Below are 20,571 nucleotides of genomic sequence, written 5' to 3'. Positions count from 1 at the left end.
TTAAGTACGTCACCTACTATCTAGTCTTTTGATGGATTCCTACATTTCGGAGCTTTACTCTCCCTATTTCTGGCCCGACTTTTGGGATCCACCTCACACTTCTGGAACAGGCTCTCTACCCGGCGAATGATTTCTTCTTGCTCTTCTAGGGGGGGAAGGGGAATTTGAAGTGCTCTGACATCTCCGATATTAATTCCTCTAATTGCCACGCCTTTTATGGCTTTTTGCATCCTTTGCTGTGTTGGCATGGCCCGCAAACAAACACAGACATAGTCACTGTCAACTAACTCAATAACTCTAAGTCGAGCCGAATCTTGAGTTATATTTGCTCCATCCAATAAGGAATCGATCTTACAAACACGACCAACGGTACCTCTTATCGACAGTAAAATATCTCCAGATTTTAATCGTGATCTTGCATACTTGGAATCAATTTCTCTTGATGTAAACTTGATATTTGCGAGGTTTATTTTATCATTTGGAAAATCTGCAACACGAATATATGGAATGCCATCTTCTATATTGGCTCCAGGTTTTAATATACCGTAAGTAATGGGACTTCCAGGCTTACAAATATCTCTAAGTTCTATAACTTCCCATTTTGTCGGTAATAAGTCTGATGTAAGGTTATGTACACCCTCTGTTGGAAGCCCCGCATTGCCTTTTTTATGTCCTCCAAATGTATTATGTTCCTGTGTAATTTTCTCGACTATATGGTAAGCGGGTTCAATGTCGGGGTGTTGTTCTCGCCAATCTGCGGTTAAACGACCGGAGCAGGCGGCGGCTAGGACGGATTGCCGGAAGCGTTTAAGGATAGTGGGGATTTTGTCCAGGCGATCGCCACAGGAGTTAACTTTAGCAAGGAGCTTTTCGAGCTTGGCTACTATGCGGCGCTGTTCGTTTAGAGGAGCAATAACAACAGGATAGGATTTAATAATCTCTTGGCTTATGTTTGGTTGCGCCCCTCCTTTACCCTTCTCAATAATTCTTCTTCTCTCTGATAATAGGTAGTAAAAGAGGTACTTGTTATCAATGAAGTTAGGATTCGAAATTACATTAGCACAAGCCTGATTTGTAGCAGCAGGAAAGCTGAGTATCCCAAGCTTACCTATTGTTGCTCCATACATTGCCATTGATATTGTGTTGACTGGCAGTAACTTTGCGGCACTCTTTTCTAAGCCTAACGTCGTAATTTGTTCATCTACTCTCGTAATGAGTCCATCTGTTAAATCTCCACTTTTTACCCAAAAGATTCCCTCGCCAAAGTATTGCTTTTCTTTTCTTGATGGAGTACCTCCACTGCACCACTGACCAACATTTTCAAGTGTTGTTTCTATCCATCCCTCTGGGAAATCCCGCATTACTCATCCTCCATTACAAGTAAATCCCAATAACCCTAGGCGATCGCCTGAAACTGACTAGGTTCCGGCAAAGGTTGATTCCGTGCCTGATAGTCCTCAATCAACAGTTCTAGAACCTCCTGTCCATGGCGTAACGCCTCCTCATAGGTTGCCCCATGGGTGTGGGCATAGGGGCCGAACTCCGGCAGACTAACCACATACTTTTGGTCTTCCATCGACCACTGGATCACAATGCTGTAAAGGGATTGCATGGGGGATTACTCCGATAAATTGTCTAAATCTTTGAGGGCATTCTTAACGTCCCTCTCCTGGTAACGATCCGCATCCGCACCATCCTTGCCGGAAAGGGTGAGGCTGTAGGGTAAGCGGGGATGGTTCCACACCGTATGGCTTCCTTTACCAGAACGATAGGAGAAACCTGCCTTCAGTAGTGCTGATTTTAGTTCTCTAATCTTCTTCGGCATCGTCCGTCTCCATTAAAGCCAAAATGTCCCGCAGGTCGTCCACCACCGCTTCTAATTCGGTGATAGCTTCACTGGCAAGGAAGTCCGGCTCCGGCAGGTCGTCTGCATCCTCTAGGCTTTCATCCTTGAGCCAAGTAATATCCAGCTTGTAACCCCGCTCCCTAACTTCATCAATAGAGAAGCCCCGAAAACGCCCCTCTAAGCCCCGGTCTTGACGTTCCGACCTACCGTTGGGGTCAGCCCCGTAACACTGCTCAAACTCCGCAAAATGCTGGGCAGTCAGAGGACGTTCTTTCTTCGTTACCCCTGGCACATTAGAACGGCCATCAAAGATCCAGACCTGCTCCGTTGGTGGCCCTTTCTGTAGGAAGACCACATTCGCTTTGACCCCCTGGGAATAGGGCGTAAACGTGCCCCGAGGAAGCCGCAGGATGGTGTGGACATTACAGTCCTGCATGATGATTTTGAACACCTCCCCTGCCTTGTCCTCAAACAGACAGTTATCCGGCAAAACAATCGCCGCCCGCCCCCCAGGCTTAAGCGTGGTGAGGATATGTTGGACAAAGTTCAACTGCTTGTTACTGGTCTCCACCGTGAAATCATCCCGCCCCGGTACCTCGTTAGCTCCCTTAGTGCCAAAGGGTGGATTACTGAGGACGCAGTCAAAGCGCTCCCCCTTCTCTGGTTCGTAGATGGCGTCCCCCAGGTAAATGGTGGGTTCTAGCCCCTGCAAAAACAGGTTCATTAACGCCAAACGTCGGGGACGGGACACCAAATCTTGCCCGTAATAGGTCTGGGTCTTAATGCGCTTAATGTCTTTGCGTTCAAAACTGTCCTTAGCTTCCTCCAACAGCCATTGATAGGCCGCCACCAAAAAGCCTCCCGTACCGCAGGCCGGGTCACAGACTTTGAAGTCGGGGCTAACCCTGGGGTCTGGCTTCATCAACCGCACAATGGACTGAATTAGTACCCTGGGGGTGAAGTATTGCCCTGCTCCCTTTTTGCCTTCACTAGCTGCCTTTTCCAACAACCCCTCAAAAGCTTCCGCTTTGACATCTACCCCCAGTTCTGTCCACTCCACCTCATCAATCATCGTTATCAGACGCTTGAGGTTAACGGGGTTGTTAAAGCGTGGCATAGCCTGGGCAAATATATCCCCCAACAGCCCCGGTTCCTTCTGGAGGTGACGTAACAACCCTTGGTAATGGTCAGCCAGGTCATTGCCCGCATAACCTTTAAGACTTGCCCAGTCGCACCCTAGCGGTACTTCTACTCCCTTCTCGTCTGCCATCTTTAAAAACAGCAAATAGGTTAACTGCTCGATGTAGTCACCGTAGTCAATCCCGTCGTGGCGTAGGGTATTGCAGAACCCCCAAAGCTTATTAACAACATCCACTCGTAAAATCCTCCCCTAGGCGGCGATCGCACTGTTTAAACCCTGAACCAGCTTAGTTAGCTTACCGGCAAACACCTTATTTGCCCTACCCCTACCCCCATGGCGTTCAAAGACAGGGGCATAGTCAAAGTCATCCATGTCAATGCTGAGGTTTTGTACAAGGTGCTCCCGAATATAGCCCAACCAAGCCTCCTGCTCCGCTGTTAAATCCATATCTCGGGTAACAGTTCCAATAGCCCTATCTACCCGCTCCTGGGCGGTGTAAACCTCTTGGGTATCCTCGTAAGCCCAACGGATTAGGGAAATAATATCTGCCAACGCCTTATTGTGAACCAGTTGGTAGGCCCGCTGTAGATTCTGTTCGTTAAAGCGATTCTCCTTTAACTTTCGTCGTAGGTCTTCCAACGCCTGACCAGACCAGTGGTCGGGACTATTACGGAGTATCTGTAGTGCCTCAATCTGTCCCTCCTGTTCTTCCAAGAAACGGTGGAAGCTATCTAGGTAGTCCTCCGGCTTCTGCCCATTAATTACCACCCTGGAAGTGACAGTGTCTTCCACCCCTTCTGCCACCCAAAAGCCCTGCTTTACTCGGGGATATTGATCTAGAAAGTGCTGAAATTCCGAGTCTTGCAATAACCCCCTAGCGGCTTTAGGTGAGGTCTCAAAGAGGTGCAACCAACTCTGAGCCATACCCTCTTCACTGCTACCGGCGATGAATGTGTCTAGCTGTTCCCTCCCCTCTGGGGTAATACTGCGGTCTAAGCGCCGGAGCCTGCGGGTAAAGATGTTTAGATGGTGCTCTGTGTCTATGTCGTCGATGATGTTACTGATTACCCGACTGATGGGCATAGCCTGCTGTCGGGGCGGGTCAAGGGTAAAGTCCGTGGCTTCGTTGAAATAGTCCACTAGGGAACCCCCAAAGCAGTCGAAGATCTTGAAGTGGGTTTTAGCAATGTCAGGGCATAACCGAGTACCCCGACCTAGCATCTGCACCCATAGAATCCGAGACCTAACCGGGCGTAGAAAGACGACAAACTCGATCTGCGGTATGTCCACCCCGGTGGTCAGTAAGTCCACTGTGACGGCGATTTTAGGCTCGGGGCGGTTCCTGAACTCCCTTATCTTTTTCAGGGGGTCATCGACTTTCCCGGTAATCTTTTGTACAAAATCATCCCCCTGCCCGAACACCTCCTTACAGATAGTTACTAGATGGTCAGCATGGGAAGTATGGTTCAGGTCGTTAGCCGCAAAGATGAGTATTTTAGGGAAGCGTCCGGTCTCCTCCTCGTGTTGCTGGGCATAGCGGGCAATCTCTTCAACTATCTTCCGGTTACTGTCCGGGGAAGTGATTTTACGCTCAATATCGGTGGTGGCAAACTCCCTTTCATCTTCCAACTGCTCGTAGGACTTTGCCCCCGATTCCGGGTCAATAACCCCAACAACTTCACCTTGGTGGAGAAAAGTACCGTTAATCCTGACGTTGGAGTCAATGTTGACCTGCTCGTAGTCCACTAGGTAGCCGTCATTAATCGCCTGCTCAGTGCTGTAGCGGTAAACCAGGTTTTTGAACAAGGAGACTGTATGGGTGGCAGGGGTAGCCGTTAACCCAATTTTGATAGCGTCGAAATACTCCAAAACCCTGCGCCAGGTGCCTACCTCCTGAGCTGTGTACCCCCGATGGCACTCGTCCGCCACTATCAGGTCAAAGGCGTGGATAGGAATATCTAGCTGTTCTGCATCAGCTTCTACCTCCCTCTCCCCAGTCTCTTCCTCCCCTTCTGGGGTCTCCTGACCAAAGAGGTTGATTTTCATGCGTTGGATGGTGCAGACATAGACAAACGTGTGGATATCGGAGGGGTCTGTTAGATAACGATTCGGCAGTAGCTGGGCATCGAAACTGCCCTCGTCCCCAAAGTCTCCCTTCTTAAAAGCCTGGCTGTAAACCTCGTACTCCTGATTAAACTTATTGTTATTGGGAGTGTCAAAAGCTCGCAGAGCCGTTACGGTTTGGGCAGCCAGTGCCTTACGATCCACCAAGAATAAGACCCGTTGCACCCGCTTGGAGGCTAATAGCCGATAGAGGCTGGACACAATCGTAAAGGTCTTCCCTGTCCCCGTAGCCATCGCCACTAGGAGTTCCCGTTTACCGACAGCAATAGCTTCTTCTATGGCGGCTATTGCCCCGACTTGGTAGGGGCGCAGGCGGGTGTTGTGCTCTATGGGATGCTCCTTTAACCAAGCATTACTGCGTCCTTCATCGCGAGCCAACATGTCTAAGAGTGTTTGGGGGGAGTGGAAGGCTTGCAATTGACGGCAAATATTAGTCTTCTCCCTAACGTCGAGGAAGTAAATCAACTCGCCGTTACTTGAATAGAGGAAGGGAACCCGGTAGCCCCGCCAATTACCTACCCCATCAAACGTTGCCCTTGAATAGCGTTTAGATTGCTCCAGGGCGGACTGGGAGTTAATAGAGACTTTTTTAGCTTCTAATACCCCCAGAAACAAACCGTTAACAAAGAGCGCATAGTCTGCGTCCCCCGTTGCCAAAGGGTACTCCCTCACTGCATGGCGACTAAGTTTCTCCGTCCCCAATCCCGGTTTCATGGAGACCACTTCCCACCCGGACATCTCTAACTTCTGGTCTATTATCCTACGTGTCTCATCCTCGTTAGACCTTGGGAGCGGGCTTGTGTTGGGCATATCCGTACCGGGAGTTTGCTGTAACTTTTGTCCTAATTTTAGGTGAATTTCATCCAACCATAGCGGTACCACCAGTTGTCCGCCATACATTGCCTCCTGCACTGTATCTAGACTAAAAGGCTCTATGACCAGCATTTTATGCTCTGGATACCGCGTGACTAAATACCTTGAATGCTGAGGTGCATCGGTAAAACTGGGCTCTTTATGCCGCAGCCCAAAGAGAACATCCACTGCCTGGGTATATTCGAGCCCTGCGTTGAGCAGGTGCTTCATCACCATCAACTCAAATAAGTCTGCTTGGCTGTAGTAAACACTTCTTCCCCTGCCCGTTGCATCCACAGCAGGACTTACTACCCCCTTCTCCCGCCAATACTGCAACTGACGCAGGGTACATCCCGTAATTTCCGAGGCTTGTTGGCTAGTGAAGAACACTCAGTAGGCATTGTGGTAAGGGCTAAACCATTTTATACCCACATTTAATAAAGGTATCGGCTAGAATGAAAACACAGTGTTGTCATCGTCCCATGTCGATAATCACTATTCACTGCAACCTGACCGCTCCAGAGTCCACCCGCAAACAACTCTGGGAGTTGATGGCGCAGAAAAACACCCCCTTAATCAATGAGTTATTGCGGCTGCTGGCAGTCCAGGATGACTTCGAGGTGTGGTGTCAACAGGGGTACCCTCCTGCCGGCTTGGTAAAAAGGTTATGTGACCAGTTAAAAACGCAAGACCCTTTTAAAGGGCAACCCAGCCGCTTTTACAGCAGTGCTATTAGCCAGGTTGAATACACCTACAAGTCTTACCTGAGGCTGCAACGACAGCTAAGACAGCGTTTGCAGGGGCAAGAGCGTTGGTTAGAGATACTGAAGAGTGACGCACAGTTATCTGAACTAACCGGCGTGTCTTTAGAGACTATTCAAAATAAGGCGCAACAGATATTAACTCAACTATCGTCGTCCTCTAATCTGCGACAACAACTTTTTACTGATTACGACAAGACCACGAGCCCCCTTAAACAAGCGGCGATCTCCTATCTACTCAAAAATGGCTGTCGAATACCCCAAAAGTCAGAAACCCCAGAGAAATTCAAACTGCGATTGGGTAAAGCCCAGCACAAGGTAAAACAACTACGGGAGCAGATTAATGCCAACCTTCCCCTAGGCAGAGATTTAAATGACCATCACCGCCTTGCACTATTGGAATTGATGGATAAAGCGGTTCCCGAAACCAATACGCAGGCGAAGTCATGGCAAGACCAACTGTTAAAAGATAAGGCGTCAGTCCCTTACGCCATAACCTATGGAACCAATGAAGACCTATCTTGGGGTAAGAATGACAAGGGAAGGCTGACAGTAAAGCTTAGCGGCCTAGGGGAAATGACCTTCAATATTTACTGTGATCAGCGGCAACTCAAGTGGTTCAAACGCTTCTACGAAGACCAGCAGACGAAGAGAAAGAGCAAAAATCAACACTCCAGTGCCCTATTTACCCTCCGCTCCGCTATGTTGGGGTGGCGGCAACATGGCGACAAGGGAAACCCCTGGAACAGGAATCGTCTGACCTTCTTCTGCAGTCTTGAAACACGTTTATGGTCACAAGAAGGTACGGAGATAGTCCGCCAGGAGAAGGCAACAGAGGTAGCTAAAGTATTGACCAGCATGCAGGAAAAGAGCAATCTATCCCCTAATCAACAGGCTTTTATAAAACGTAAGGAATCAACGTTAGCTCGCCTTAATAATCCCTTCCCCAGACCTAGTAAGAAAGTGTATCAGGGGTTATCAAATGTCCTGGTAGCTGTCTCTATGACGTTATCTGCTCCGGCAACTGTTGCTGTGGTTGATGCTACTACACAACAAGTAATTGCAAAACATAGCTTTAAACAACTTCTAGGGAAGGATTACCCTCTTTATAACCGTCAACAGAAACAGAAGCAAAAACTTGCCCATGGACGAAAACAAGCCCAAGTAAGGCATCAAACTATTCAAGCCAAAGAGTTGGAGTTAGGACAGCAAATAGACCGAATTATAGCTAAATCCATTGTTAACTTAGCTATGTCTTATAAAGCTGGAAGTATTGTTTTGCCTGCGTTAACAGCGATACGAAGCTCTTTACAAGCAGAAGTGAACGCTAAAGCAGAAGCAAAAATACCAGGTTGTTTAGAAGCTCAAAAAGCCTATGCTAAGCAATATAGAACCAGTGTTAATTCCTGGAGCTATGGTCGCCTACAAAATTGTATTGCTGGTAAAGCTTCTCAGCATGAAATTGAAATAGAGTACATTGAGTTGCCAGCTTATAAAGACCCTAGTATAATGGCAGAAGAAATGGCTTTCACTGCCTACAAACAACGACAAGTACCTTGACAATTTAATATTGATTGATAGTTAATCGTGCCGCAGTTCATGCTCTTCTGAGCCGATGTGCTGTGTTAAATGAGGGTTAGTTTGTTTGCCGACGGTAAACGTGCTTTCTGGCCCTGATAACTACCCACCCAGAAGCTGTCTACTCTTGCAGTAGAGACATAAGGTGCACACCCAGCATAAGGGGACGGACTTACCGTAGTGGTGGTTGTCAAATCACCCCCGACCAAGGGGGAATCCATCTTTTCTTTTTGGCAAACCTATAGTGAGGTCAATTTCCCTATAGGTTTGCCAAATACCTTAAAGCCTTTCTTAGAGAGGTGTTAAGGGGACGGGAACCAAGAAATCTGTAATCCAATAAGAAGTTAATTCGGTTTCTTTTGGAGTTTGCCAAAAGTCATTTCAGAGTCTTTGACTTGTAAGATGTCTGGGCAGCGGAGTTTCAACGGCTTTCCCGCTAGGGAGAGGGTTGAAAGCAGTATCTCAGACCAATAGAGATAGACATTGGCGGGTTTCAACGGCTTTCCCGCTAGGGAGAGGGTTGAAAGAATTCTCCGTTAGGGTATTGCTTAGAACCCCATCGTTTCAACGGCTTTCCCGCTAGGGAGAGGGTTGAAAGGAATTATGTAAAGGCTATGTGCAAAGTTTATTGCCAGTTTCAACGGCTTTCCCGCTAGGGAGAGGGTTGAAAGATGCCGGAAGTCTTCATAATGATTGAGCCTCAAGGTTTCAACGGCTTTCCCGCTAGGGAGAGGGTTGAAAGATTGCAGTCCATGACCCCAGAAAACCAGTAGTTAGGTTTCAACGGCTTTCCCGTTAGGGAGAGGGTTGGAGCTGAAGCTAACCATTTGCCTGCTGTTCTTGTTCTCGTTATATCTAAGCCAGGATGGATTGAAAGGCGCACTTCGTTCGAGAACGTGGCCGGCGTTAATCTGGATAGTCGGTTTACCAAAACCAGTTTGTGAGAAGTACTTCAGCGACAGCAATTTGTCACCAATCCTTCGACGACAACAATTTGTCATCACGACACCTAATCTGGCATCACGACAACAATTCGTCACCGATGACAAAGAATGTGTCACTGTACAACATCGGGATGACAGGATTCGAACCTGCGGCCCCTTCGTCCCGAACGAAGTGCGCTACCAAGCTGCGCTACATCCCGCAATGAAGCCTTACGATCCTAACATAGGACATCTCCTTTCAGAGTTAACTGTTTAGCCATCGGCCCAATTTTGTTTTTCTTCCCCTTCATTTTGAGTCTCTTCTTCCTCTGCGCTGTCTGTATTGACCGTAGTTTCGTCGAAATCAGTTGTTGGCTCTGGAACCTCTTCTAGATTACTGGCGATCGCCTCGGTGATTTTCCCAGTCTCTTCTGGTTCATTAACTTCGCTGGGGTCTGTATCCTGCTCAATGTTGGTTTCAGGGTCGGCGAGTTCTTCCACAGTCACCTCGATTACCGCCGCCGTTGTTTCAGAAATTGGAGCAATAACCTCATCTACTACTATTTCCTCCTGGGCTATTTGCTCCTCCTCGATCAAAGAATCTGCGGATGCTTCCTCTGCAGTTGTATTTTCTGAAACTGGTACCTCAATTAAGGTGATTTGCTGTTCAATTTGCACCGTTTCCACCGCAGCAATTACCTTGGTCTCATCATTTTCTTGGTCATCATTGGTCACTTCATCGGAAATTTCCCCAATAGGACTAGAATTTTCCGTTGATGGTAGATCCTCACCCCAATCTTCCTCGTCATCCCAATCACCGGTTTGAGCGGTGGAACTCTCCGGCTCAACAGCTACTTTTTGCTCCACTATTTCCGGCTGGGATGCTTTGGGCTGTGCCGGGGGAACTGCCTGCTTTTTGCGGCCAAATAAGCGTTGGAATAGTTTTGATTTAGGTTTTTTGAGCAGAACCTCTTCCCCTTTCTCTGGGGTGGGACCAACTGAATTTTCTTCCTTCTGGTCAACCATTTCAACGACTTTTTCCACCGCTTCTTCAACTTTTTCTACGACTTCTTCGGCCAGGGTTTCGGCGGCTTGATTCAATTCCTCCACCACTTCTTGTGCCGTCTCTATTACACTTTCTGCTTCTGTTGGAGCACTTTCGCTAACCTGCTCAACAACATCTATAACTTTTTCTGCGACAGGGGCTGGGGCAGAATCCTCAACGGATTTCGGTTGTTCTCCTGTTTCTGGCAAATCCTGTTTAACGGCCTCGGTTACAGGTTCCACTCCAGTGTTGTCTTGATCCTTTGTTGAAGCCTTTTTGTCATCAACGGCGACCGGAGTTTTAACTTTGGGTTTACGTTGCAGACCACCGGCGAACCAATCCAGCAGGGAGAAACTAGGAACTTCTACAATTGCATTTCTGGCGATCGCCGCCCGGAGTCGCAGAGTTTGCCAAGCAAAGGCCAGCACCAACACCACCACAGCCGCTTGGCCAAGGAGAATGGCTCCAGTGAAACGTTGGGCACAGTTCCAGAGCACTAGGCCGTAGAAAAAGCCCACGCCACTCCAAAGGAAATCGTCCTTGCGATGCAATTTTGGGGCAAAAAATGCCGAAAAGAAAAAAGCTAGACTGGCTAAGGCCACTGCACCGGATAGCATCAACGCCAACATCGGAAGTTACTCCATCGAGAAGTTCACCTTTCCATTCTGCGTTATCTTGACCTTCCTGTTAAATTATCGTCCCCTGTTAACCCAGTGGTTTTACCCTCCAATGGCAAGGGGCCGGAACCATAGTTAAAGATTCTGCCCCTCTGTGGATTTGTCCATGGGAAGCTGTCTGGGATACCAACAAAAACTACAGCCGGTCGCCCTAGAATTTATTCAAATTGATGCCCGCTTCCTTGGCCATGGCGTTGATGCCTTTGGATTCCAAAGTTTTAATGGCGGTGGTGGAAAGACGCAGACGCACAAACCGATTGCCTTCGGGCCACCAAACCCGTTTCCATTGCAAATTTGCTTGTTGTAATTTCTTGGTGCGACGGTGGGAGTGGGATACAGCAAAACCGTTATTAGCTTTTTTCCCGGTCAGTTGACAGCGACGGGCCATGGCAGATCTCCTTATGATCAGATAAAGTCTGATCTAACACTATATCAGAGGATTATGGGCGGGCGATCGCCATTCTCTGGCTAAATCGTTTAAAACTTAATACCGCTGGGCTGGTCAGGGGTGGCCACAATGCGATGACAACCGGAATTGGGCTTAGCCCATTGATATTGATACTCCACTGGATTGCCCCAGCAAATACCGAGAAAAAGCTCCTGTTGGGTGGAGTCTAACTCTGCCCACTCTGCTTGTTCCCACAGTTCCACCAAAGATTCCCGTCGCAGAGGTCGGTGCTGATGGGCAATAAGCCAATAATTTAACTGCTGGGTGTGCCGTTGCCAAAATGCTAATATTTCCTGTTTAACAGCCATTAATTTTTCCTTATCCCCTTCCACGGCAATTAATTGGTTGTGCAACTCGGGAAACTGAATGGATTCCCCCCGGAAATAGCATTGCCGCCACACCAGCCCCGAAACGTTATGTTGCCTTTGATATTCATGGATCTGCCCACGAAAATCTTGGTAGGCAAACACCTTCCCCACTTGGTCGAGGTTGATAGCCTTAGCCATGATCGGATTGTCCAGGCGATCGCCAGGGGAGAGGAGCACCCGTTTACCTTGGCAAGTGGCCCGTAGCTCCTGCTCCAAAATTTCTAGCAATTGCTGGGTTGTGTAGGTCATGGCCAAAGGGAGGACGTTAAAAAAACTTAATGGTACGACTCAACGAATCCGTTTAGGCTAATAAACTAGGCATATTTTTATCTTCGTTAAAAGCCAATTTTTCATTCAACCCAAGATATACAGGTATTTTTAGCATGAGTGTCAACTTAGCTTCCCAGTTGCGGGAAGGGACGAAAAAATCCCACTCCATGGCGGAGAACGTCGGCTTTGTCAAATGCTTCCTCAAGGGCGTTGTCGAGAAAAATTCCTACCGTAAGCTGGTTGGCAATCTCTACTTTGTCTACAGTGCCATGGAAGAGGAAATGGCAAAATTCAAGGATCATCCCATCCTCAGCCACATTTATTTCCCTGAACTCAACCGTAAACAAAGCCTAGAGCAAGATCTGCAATTCTATTACGGTCCCAACTGGCGGCAAGAAGTAAAAATTTCCGCCGCTGGCCAAGCCTATGTGGATCGAGTCCGGCAAGTGGCCGCTACGGCCCCTGAATTGTTGGTGGCCCATTCCTACACCCGTTACCTGGGGGATCTTTCCGGCGGTCAAATCCTCAAGAAGATTGCCCAAAATGCCATGAATCTCCACGATGGCGGCACGGCCTTCTATGAATTTGCCGACATTGATGACGAAAAGGCTTTTAAAAATACCTACCGTCAAGCTATGAATGATCTGCCTATTGACCAAGCCACCGCCGAACGGATTGTGGATGAAGCCAATGACGCCTTTGCTATGAACATGAAAATGTTCAACGAACTTGAAGGCAACCTGATCAAGGCGATCGGCATTATGGTGTTCAACAGCCTCACCCGTCGCCGCAGTCAAGGCAGCACCGAAGTTGGTTTAGCCACTTCCGAAGGCTAGATTTACCTAGCGTGACAACTTATCCAGGAAAAACTGGTGATTTTAGGGAATCGAATCAACCTAGAGTTGCCAGTTTTTCTCCGTCTGTTTAGAGCTTATTTAAGCCGATCTCCTAGTCTCGCAATTATTGGGAGGGATCAGACCCAAAATTCCCCAAGATTGATTGGCGGACTCTAGGATAATTTCAGATTTTTCATTCATCTTTTTTTAACAATCTCCACCATGACCGTCTCTCCCACAACCCAGCCCCAAACTAATCATTCCTTGCCCCCGGCGGACGCTAAACAGCGGGTCAGCCAATTTATGCAAACTCTTCAAGACGAAATTTGTCAGGGTCTAGAGGCCTTGGATGGCAAGGGCAAATTCCAGGAAGATAGTTGGCAACGGGAAGAAGGGGGCGGTGGCCGTTCCCGGGTGTTGGCGGACGGAGATTTTTTGGAACAGGGCGGAGTCAATTTTTCCGAAGTCTGGGGCAAATCCCTACCTCCTTCAATTTTGAAGCAACGCCCCGAAGCGGAAGGCCACGAATTTTATGCCACGGGCACTTCCATGGTGTTGCACCCAAAAAATCCCTACATTCCCACGGTGCATCTTAATTACCGCTACTTTGAAGCAGGCCCGGTGTGGTGGTTCGGAGGTGGAGCCGATTTAACTCCCTACTATCCCTTTGCTGAAGATGCGGCCCATTTCCATCACACGTTAAAAAATGCCTGTGACCAAACCCATGGGGAATTTTATCCGGTATTTAAACGCTGGTGTGACGAGTATTTTTACCTCAAACATCGCCAGGAAATGCGGGGTATTGGCGGCATCTTTTTTGATTACCAAGATGGCAATGCTCCCCTGTACCGTGGCCCTGACCCCAATGGCCCGGCGGCCCAGTACAGCAACCAATTAGCCCCCATTGAGCCCCTGGGTTGGGAGGATTTATTTAGTTTTGCCCAACGCTGTGGTCGGGCCTTTTTGCCTGCTTACAGTCCCATTGTGGAAGAACGTCGCAATACTGAATATGGCGATCGCCAACGGCAGTTCCAGTTATATCGCCGGGGTCGGTATGTGGAATTTAACTTGGTCTATGACCGGGGCACCATTTTCGGTTTGCAAACCAATGGCCGCACTGAGTCCATTTTGATGTCTTTACCTCCCTTAGTACGTTGGCAATATTGCTACAGTCCCGAAGCCGGTAGCCCGGAAGCAGAATTAACAGAAAAATTCTTAGTTCCCCAGGACTGGGTTAATAGTTAGTTCTCTCTATTCACTTCTGCAAGGTCACTAAAGACCAGCCGGTGCTCAAGTTCCGCACTGGGTTAATAGTTAGTTCTCTCTATTCACTTCTGCCCTAGGCTGGGGATTAATCCTGGTCTTTGGTAGAGGGGCCATAATGGAAACTAGCCATATTGCGAGGAAGAAGAGCCATGTTGCTAGCCCTAGACCGCATCAGTGTGCTTCCCGGCCAGACCTTGGTTTTGCGGGATGTGGATTGGGACGAATTTGAAGCTTTGCTGGAAGAACTCGGCGAACATCGCAGTTCCCGCATTGCTTACTATGGTCAACAACTAGAAATTATGGCTCCCCTGCCTGAACACGAAATTGATAAAGAACTAGTGGGCGACTTAGTCAAAGCTTTGTTAGAGGAGCTAGACATTGAATTTTACCCCTTGGGTTCAACAACTTTTAAAAATAAGTTTCTCGGTCTGGGTTTAGAGCCAGATAGCTGTTTTTATATTCAAAATGAAGCGAAAGTGCGGGGTTTAAAACGTTGGGATGCCACCATTGATCCTCCACCGGATTTAGCTCTCGAAGTGGATCTAACTTCCCGTACCCATTTAGATATTTATGCCCAATTAGGGGTGCCGGAAGTGTGGCGTTTTAAACGCAGACAATTGGAAATTCACTGCCTAGAACAAGGGGAATACCGCCAAAGGGAAGTTAGCTCGATTTTTCCTGATTTTGATCTCAGGGAAATTATTCCCGCCTATCTACAACGCATTGACCAGGAAGGCCGCAACAAAACCATCAAGGCTTTTCGCATTTGGGTAAAATCCCACATTGATGCTAAGAATTAGGGGTTGGCGATCGCCGAAGGAAAATTAATGATTGAGCAAATATTTTTCGGACAATTTCAGTCCCCCGGGCCGGTGATGTTCCAGATAGGGGGTTTTGCCCTGCGTTGGTACGGATTTTTGATTGCCAGTGCTGTCATTATTGGCTTGAATCTCTGTCAATGGTTGGGGCAAAAACGGGGCATTAACCCGGATTTATTCAACGATTTAGTCATTTGGTTAGTGGTGGCGGCCATCCCTTCTGCTCGCCTATATTACGTTGCCTTTGAGTGGCCCCGCTATGCCCAACATTGGTTAAATATTTTTGCCATTTGGCAAGGGGGCATTGCTATCCATGGGGCCTTGATTGGGGGAACGATCACCATTCTTGTTTTCAGTCGCTACCATCAATTATCTTTCTGGAATTTGCTGGATGTACTCTCCCCGGCGGTCATTCTCGGCCAGGCGATCGGTCGATGGGGCAACTTTTTTAACTCCGAAGCTTTTGGTGCCCCCACTAATTTGCCTTGGAAGCTCTATATTCCTTTTGCTAATCGTCCGCCAAATCTGACCAGCTATGCCTATTTCCATCCTACTTTTTTATACGAATCAGTCTGGAACCTAGGAATTTTTGCAATCTTGATAGCCCTATTTTTTTATGGACTAAGAAATCCAGAAAAAATCAAAACGGGGACCATAGCCTGTGTTTATTTGATTGGTTATAGCCTCGGTCGAGTGTGGATTGAAGGTTTAAGATTAGATAGTTTGATGCTTGGCCCTCTGAGAATAGCTCAGGTTGTTAGCATCACCCTAGTTTTATTGGGAACAGCGGGAATTGTCTGGTTATATCTTCTGCAGAAAAATTTACCGGACTGGTCGGAGCGAAAATTGGTAAAAAATTAACTTAATTCGGCAAATTAACAGGCTTAATTAAATACTCTAATCTAGGAGAAATTTTATGAAAAAAGAAATTAATTATTGGGTAGAAAAGTTGGAGCTACTCCCCCATCCTGAAGGGGGATTTTATAAGGAAACCTATCGATCGCCAGTAGAGGCAAATTTTGCAGGATTTGACGGCAGTAGAAATGTAGTTACCGGAATTTATTTTTTGATGACCAAGGACAACTTTTCCGCTTTCCACAGGATTAAATCCGATGAAATGTGGCATTTCTATGCCGGTGATAGCTTGGAAATTTACTGGTTTTCTCCCCAGGGAGAGCTGGAGGTGATCAGCCTGGGCTTGGATTTGGAAAAAGGAGAAGTGCCCCAAGCGGTGGTTCTCAAGGATGGTTGGTTTGCTTCTCGGGTTAAAAACGGCGGAGATTATGCCCTAGTGGGTTGCACCGTTGCCCCTGGATTCGATTTTCAGGATTTTGAGTTGGCCAATCGGGAAGATTTGCTCAAGCTCTACCCCCGCTCCGCCGAGATTATTAACCAGTTAACTAGGCAATAGTTGGGGAGGCTGGACTTAATTGTTGTCGGGCTCGCTGGAAAAATCCTTGCAATACGGCCCGACGCTGATTTTGCTCAAAGGTCTGTTTGACCACTGCAGTCAATTTTTGCCAATCCCATTGGGGTTCACTGAGGTCGGGATCTTGACTTTCCAGGAAAGTGATTAAACTCAAACCAGCAATGCGAGTCAAGTAAGCGGCGCTTAATCCTTGGAGGGCACCACCGGCCAAGTAAGTTAGGGGCTGACTTTTTAGCAATGCTCCCAGAGCTTGGGTAGATAGTTCCACCATACCTAATTTGATCAGAATTGTTCCCATCTCTTTGGCGACTGTTTGGGCCTGGGCCAGGGAAATTTTTTGATGGTACAGTTCCCCCAAGTCCCAGACCAGTTGACCATTGATGGCGATCGCCGTCAGCAGATCTAAATTAGCCACGGGATTAACCAATGCGGTGCCAGCGGCTAACCATTGGGCCTGTTCCACTAGGGGAATGGCTAGGGTGCGGCGATTTTCTCGCCACCGTTGCTCCACCTGTTGGTTAATGGCCTGGCATCGACGCCATTGTTGACCCAAAACCAGGGATTCCCACTGCTCTGTGGCCTGTTGTTGCAGTTGGGACACCAAATTCCCCAGGTCGGGGGGAGGAGTTTCCTGGTCGATTTCCCATTCTCCATCGGCCAAATAACGACGGATTTGGATCGGTTGGGGGGCGGCGCTAATGGGAATAACCGGGTTGGCGTTACCCAATTGATTCACCTGATGCTGCAATTGATCCCAGAGGATTTGGCGATCGCCGATCGGGTAAATATCCTGCTTATTAAATAACAATTGCCAATGGTGATGGTGGGTTTGCAAAAACTCCAACACCTGCCACTGGGCGCTGGTCAAATCTCCAGTGGTTAGGACTAGGACCCAATGGGCTTCCGTCATTGACTGGGCCATGGTTTCCGGGGGAGTTTCCGCTGCCACCACTTGCCAATTCAAAATTAATGGTTTTTCTCCTTCCCCTGGGGTCAACTGGGACGGCAATAGGTCCAATAAGCTGGTTTTGCCACTGCGTTTTTCCCCTAGGACAATACCGTTTAATGCTTGGGGGGGGGGGGCTGGTTTTTGTAATGCTTGCAGTTCCTGGGCCAAATCTTCCAGAACCAAATCCGGTGCCTGGGCCTGACGGCGGGCCAATAACTTTTCCCCCTGGGCGATCGCCTTTTGCAGAACCTCTGGAGTTAACATCTGTTTCTGCTCAGGAGGGACTTGATGACGCCGCCGCCACCGCCAGATAACCAATCCCAGACCGGATAAAGCCCATAGACCCCATTGGTCCCATGGTTGTTCGGCACTGTGGGTGGTGGACCAAAGCCCCAGTAGGACTGACAGGCCAATTCCCCCCATCACGAAGGGCTTTTTAAACACAGTCTTAAACCCCATTGTTAGACCTGGTTGCCCCATTGCATCCCTTCCCTTCAAGCTAATCCAACTAGGCCGAATAACCCAGAAAACTAACCTGGATTTTGGCTGATCCCATCCTACCGGAATCAGGGGAAGAACGGTGGCTTCTGCCCCAGGTTTTCCCATTCCTCCACGGCGATCGCCGGACTGAATAGATAACCTTGGCCATAATCACAGCCTTGGAGACGAAGAAAATTCCACTGTTCTGGGGTTTCAATGCCCTCAGCAATCACTTTTAGCTCTAGATGGTGGGCCATGGCAATAATGGCCCGCACCAACCCCACAGTATTATTATCATGGGGCAACAACTCTACAAAGGAGCGATCAATTTTGAGGGAATTAAAGTTAAATTTACGCAGATAGTTTAACGAACTGTAACCAGTACCAAAATCATCCAGGGAAAGGGCAATATTTTCCTCTTCTAAATCACTTAAATTTTTCAGTAGATCGCCATTTTCTTCCAGGATTAAATTTTCTGTAATTTCCAGCTCTAACCATTCCGGTCGCACCTGATACCGTTGTAAGAATTCCTGCAAAATAGCAACAAAATAACTATCTTTTAACTGCCGGGGGGAAACATTCACCGACACCCAAAAAGTTTGCTCCCCCAAGGCGCTATGCCAATGGGCTGCCTGGCAACAGACATTATCTAGTAACCATTCCCCCAACTCCACAATCAAACCCACCTCCTCTGCAATGGGAATGAACTGATCCGGCGGCACTGTACCCAGCAGTCGATTATGCCAACGCATCAACGCTTCCGCCCCGACAATTTGCCCCGACTCCAAACTGACAATGGGCTGATATAAAATTTGGAATTCCTGGCGAGATAAACCCTGGCGCAATTCCGACTCTATTGCCATTCTCTGTTGAGCTGCCTGGTTCATATGGGGGGTGAAAAAACGAAACATATTCCGCCCCTCTAGCTTGGCCGCATACATGGCCGTATCCGCATTCCGCAGCAAGACATCAGCATGGAAACCATCGTCGGGAAAAACGGTAATGCCAATGCTGCCATGGACAAAAAATTCCAGACCTTGCAAATTGACCGGCTGCCGCATCACCCTTAATAACCGTTGGGCGATCGCCATTAACTTACGGCTATGGGAAACCTGATCTAAAATGATTAAAAATTCATCCCCCCCCAAGCGAGCAACGGTATCTGTCTGCCGCAAAGCCCGTTGTAATCGTTCCGAAACTTCCACTAGAAGTTGATCCCCCGCATCGTGGCCGAGGGTATCATTCACTTTTTTAAAATTATCCAAATCCAAAAACATTAAACCAAATATATGTTTCTGGCGTAGGGCCGACTCGATGGCTTGTTGGAGCCGATCCTTGGCTAAAATGCGGTTGGGTAAACCGGTTAAATGGTCATAATGGGCTTGGTGAAAAAGAGCCTCCGCTTGTTGTTTTTCCTTGGTAATATCTTCTTTGACTGCTACATAATGGGTGACAATACCCTGCTGATTAGAAATGGGGGAAATGGACGCCCTTTCCCAATACAATTCTCCATTTTTTCTACGGTTATGGAATTCGCCGTGCCAATTACGACCAGAAGCCAATGTTTTCCACATTAATTCATAATCTTCTTGGGTTTTATTGCCGGATTTTAAAATTCTGGGATTTCTGCCCAGCACTTCTGCTGATTTATAACCAGAAATTTCTTCAAACTTAGGATTGACATAGGTAATATTGCCCTGAACATCGGTAATAACAATGGAAGCAGGACTTTGTTCACAGGCTTGGGAGAGAATTTTGAGTTGTTTTTCAGCTTTTCTGCGTTCGGTAATATCGCGCATGACAAACAGTAAACAATCTACCCGATTAAATTCCATCGGCTCCCCGGATAGCAACATTGTCCGGACTTGTTTTTCCTGGTCATAGACTTCAATTTCCCGATTTTCAAACTTAACCAGGCCATCTTTTTGCCATAGCAATAAATCCCTTAAAAAACTTTGTCTTTGTTGTTCATCTACCCAAAAGTAAAACTGCTGACGACTCACTCCCACCAATTCCTGTTTGGTCAAGCCAAAAAATTGACAAAATGGCTGATTAACATCCATAATACAGCCGCTATTACGGCCGTAAATAAAAATGGGGTCAGGACTTTGGTTAAAGGCAACGGCAAAGTTGATTTCCGACTGCATTAATGCCGCTTGGGTCCGGGCTGTTTTTTCAATTTGTTCTTCTAATTGTTGATTCTTTTGCAGCAGAGCTTGGTTTGTTTGATGTAACTTGAGTTGTAGTTGTAAACGGGTGATAATTTCCTCTTGCTGAAATGGTTTGTGGATGTAGTCCACTGCCCCCAATTCTAATCCTTTGACAATACTTTTTTGATCGGTGAGGGCAGAAAGAAAAATGATCGGAATTTCCGCTGTGGCTGGAGCTGCTTTGAGACGACGACAAACTTCAAAGCCATCTATACCGGGCATCATAATATCCAAAACAATTATGTCCGGTTGCACTTGGCTGATCTCAGTAATGGCTGTTAATCCATCCTCCGCTATGAACACTTTCCAGCCTTGTTTTTCCAGAAAACGCTGGAGAATTTTAAGATTCAAAGGGCTATCGTCAATGGCAAAAACTGTGGGGACTTGGGGGGATGACATTGACCTCTCAGGGACGGGATAAAAAGTTTGACCTGTTCAACGGAAGGACGGTGGTAAAGGAGCCTCCCTTACCCCTAGACAAATTCTAGCAACTACCGTCAAGCATTATGCTATTGTCCAAGGATATGGAACCCTCAGTCTTGCCTTAATT

Annotated in this window: 16 protein-coding genes, 1 tRNA gene and 1 CRISPR repeat array; of the genes, 6 read left to right on the top strand and 11 right to left on the bottom strand. The window is 47.6% G+C overall.

Annotation, left to right across the window (positions count from 1 at the left end; translation table 11 throughout):
- Positions 1-20: 20 nt before the first annotated feature.
- From BWK47_RS01540 to BWK47_RS01520, 5 genes are read right to left on the bottom strand one after another with little or no spacing between them, the layout of a single operon-like run.
- Positions 21-1,361, bottom strand: a complete 1,341-nt coding sequence (locus BWK47_RS01540; RefSeq protein ID WP_162327303.1) for a restriction endonuclease subunit S — start codon at positions 1,359-1,361, stop codon at positions 21-23.
- A 35-nt stretch (positions 1,362-1,396) separates the two neighbouring features.
- Entirely contained in the window at positions 1,397-1,612 is a 216-nt protein-coding gene (locus tag BWK47_RS01535) for a type II toxin-antitoxin system HicB family antitoxin (RefSeq protein ID WP_162327302.1), read from the bottom strand.
- A gap of 6 nt (positions 1,613-1,618) precedes the next feature.
- On the bottom strand, positions 1,619-1,825 hold the full coding sequence (locus BWK47_RS01530; RefSeq protein WP_162327301.1) for a type II toxin-antitoxin system HicA family toxin: 207 nt from the start codon (positions 1,823-1,825) through the stop codon (positions 1,619-1,621).
- A complete protein-coding gene (locus BWK47_RS01525; protein WP_237269743.1) occupies positions 1,809-3,221 on the bottom strand; it encodes a type I restriction-modification system subunit M in 1,413 nt (470 codons plus the stop codon). The genes BWK47_RS01530 and BWK47_RS01525 overlap by 17 nt, the downstream gene beginning before the upstream one ends.
- Before the next feature lie 15 nt (positions 3,222-3,236).
- A complete protein-coding gene (locus tag BWK47_RS01520) occupies positions 3,237-6,353 on the bottom strand; it encodes a type I restriction-modification enzyme R subunit C-terminal domain-containing protein (protein WP_162327300.1) in 3,117 nt (1,038 codons plus the stop codon).
- 92 nt (positions 6,354-6,445) lie between these two features.
- Here BWK47_RS01520 and cas12k point away from each other — a divergent pair, with 92 nt between their 5' ends.
- Complete coding sequence (cas12k, locus tag BWK47_RS01515; RefSeq protein WP_162327299.1) at positions 6,446-8,284, top strand: type V CRISPR-associated protein Cas12k; 1,839 nt, start codon at positions 6,446-6,448, stop codon at positions 8,282-8,284.
- A 436-nt stretch (positions 8,285-8,720) separates the two neighbouring features.
- Positions 8,721-9,116: a CRISPR direct-repeat array (repeat unit 37 nt; unit sequence GTTTCAACGGCTTTCCCGCTAGGGAGAGGGTTGAAAG).
- A gap of 256 nt (positions 9,117-9,372) precedes the next feature.
- Here the strand turns inward: cas12k and BWK47_RS01510 are convergent.
- The 4 genes from BWK47_RS01510 to BWK47_RS01495 all read right to left on the bottom strand — a co-directional run bounded on the left by BWK47_RS01510 (position 9,373) and on the right by BWK47_RS01495 (position 12,012).
- Positions 9,373-9,446, bottom strand: a tRNA-Pro gene (locus BWK47_RS01510).
- A 52-nt stretch (positions 9,447-9,498) separates the two neighbouring features.
- Entirely contained in the window at positions 9,499-10,899 is a 1,401-nt protein-coding gene (locus BWK47_RS01505; protein WP_162327298.1) for a Ycf66 family protein, read from the bottom strand.
- A 199-nt stretch (positions 10,900-11,098) separates the two neighbouring features.
- Entirely contained in the window at positions 11,099-11,335 is a 237-nt protein-coding gene (gene rpmB, locus BWK47_RS01500) for a 50S ribosomal protein L28 (protein ID WP_010871496.1), read from the bottom strand.
- An 89-nt stretch (positions 11,336-11,424) separates the two neighbouring features.
- A complete protein-coding gene (locus BWK47_RS01495; protein ID WP_162327297.1) occupies positions 11,425-12,012 on the bottom strand; it encodes a hypothetical protein in 588 nt (195 codons plus the stop codon).
- 134 nt (positions 12,013-12,146) lie between these two features.
- On the opposite strand from BWK47_RS01495, the gene BWK47_RS01490 reads away from it, so the two are divergent.
- From BWK47_RS01490 to BWK47_RS01470, 5 genes are all read left to right on the top strand, one after another.
- A complete protein-coding gene (locus BWK47_RS01490) occupies positions 12,147-12,869 on the top strand; it encodes a biliverdin-producing heme oxygenase (protein ID WP_162327296.1) in 723 nt (240 codons plus the stop codon).
- A gap of 222 nt (positions 12,870-13,091) precedes the next feature.
- Positions 13,092-14,114, top strand: coding sequence for an oxygen-dependent coproporphyrinogen oxidase (gene hemF, locus BWK47_RS01485; protein WP_162327295.1), 1,023 nt, complete (start codon positions 13,092-13,094; stop codon positions 14,112-14,114).
- Positions 14,115-14,284: 170 nt separating this feature from the next.
- Positions 14,285-14,935: a Uma2 family endonuclease gene (locus BWK47_RS01480; protein ID WP_162327294.1), complete on the top strand. Its 651-nt coding sequence runs from the start codon at positions 14,285-14,287 to the stop codon at positions 14,933-14,935.
- A 27-nt stretch (positions 14,936-14,962) separates the two neighbouring features.
- The gene (lgt, locus tag BWK47_RS01475; protein ID WP_162329572.1) at positions 14,963-15,814 is read left to right on the top strand and encodes a prolipoprotein diacylglyceryl transferase; all 852 of its coding nucleotides are present in this window, start codon (positions 14,963-14,965) and stop codon (positions 15,812-15,814) included.
- A gap of 55 nt (positions 15,815-15,869) precedes the next feature.
- Positions 15,870-16,364: a cupin domain-containing protein gene (locus BWK47_RS01470; RefSeq protein ID WP_010871490.1), complete on the top strand. Its 495-nt coding sequence runs from the start codon at positions 15,870-15,872 to the stop codon at positions 16,362-16,364.
- Here the strand turns inward: BWK47_RS01470 and BWK47_RS01465 are convergent.
- Together BWK47_RS01465 and BWK47_RS01460 are read right to left on the bottom strand one after the other, a co-directional pair.
- On the bottom strand, positions 16,354-17,775 hold the full coding sequence (locus tag BWK47_RS01465; RefSeq protein WP_237269742.1) for a slr1306 family protein: 1,422 nt from the start codon (positions 17,773-17,775) through the stop codon (positions 16,354-16,356). The genes BWK47_RS01470 and BWK47_RS01465 overlap by 11 nt on opposite strands.
- A gap of 122 nt (positions 17,776-17,897) precedes the next feature.
- Positions 17,898-20,420 (bottom strand): EAL domain-containing protein, encoded by a 2,523-nt coding sequence (locus BWK47_RS01460; protein ID WP_162327292.1) that lies wholly within the window; start codon positions 20,418-20,420, stop codon positions 17,898-17,900.
- Positions 20,421-20,571: the final 151 nt, after the last annotated feature.

The organism is Synechocystis sp. CACIAM 05, from assembly GCF_010222815.1.
GTDB lineage: Bacteria > Cyanobacteriota > Cyanobacteriia > Cyanobacteriales > Microcystaceae > Synechocystis.
Note: the sequence above shows the minus strand (reverse complement) of the source record. Positions and strands in the feature narration are given on the sequence as shown.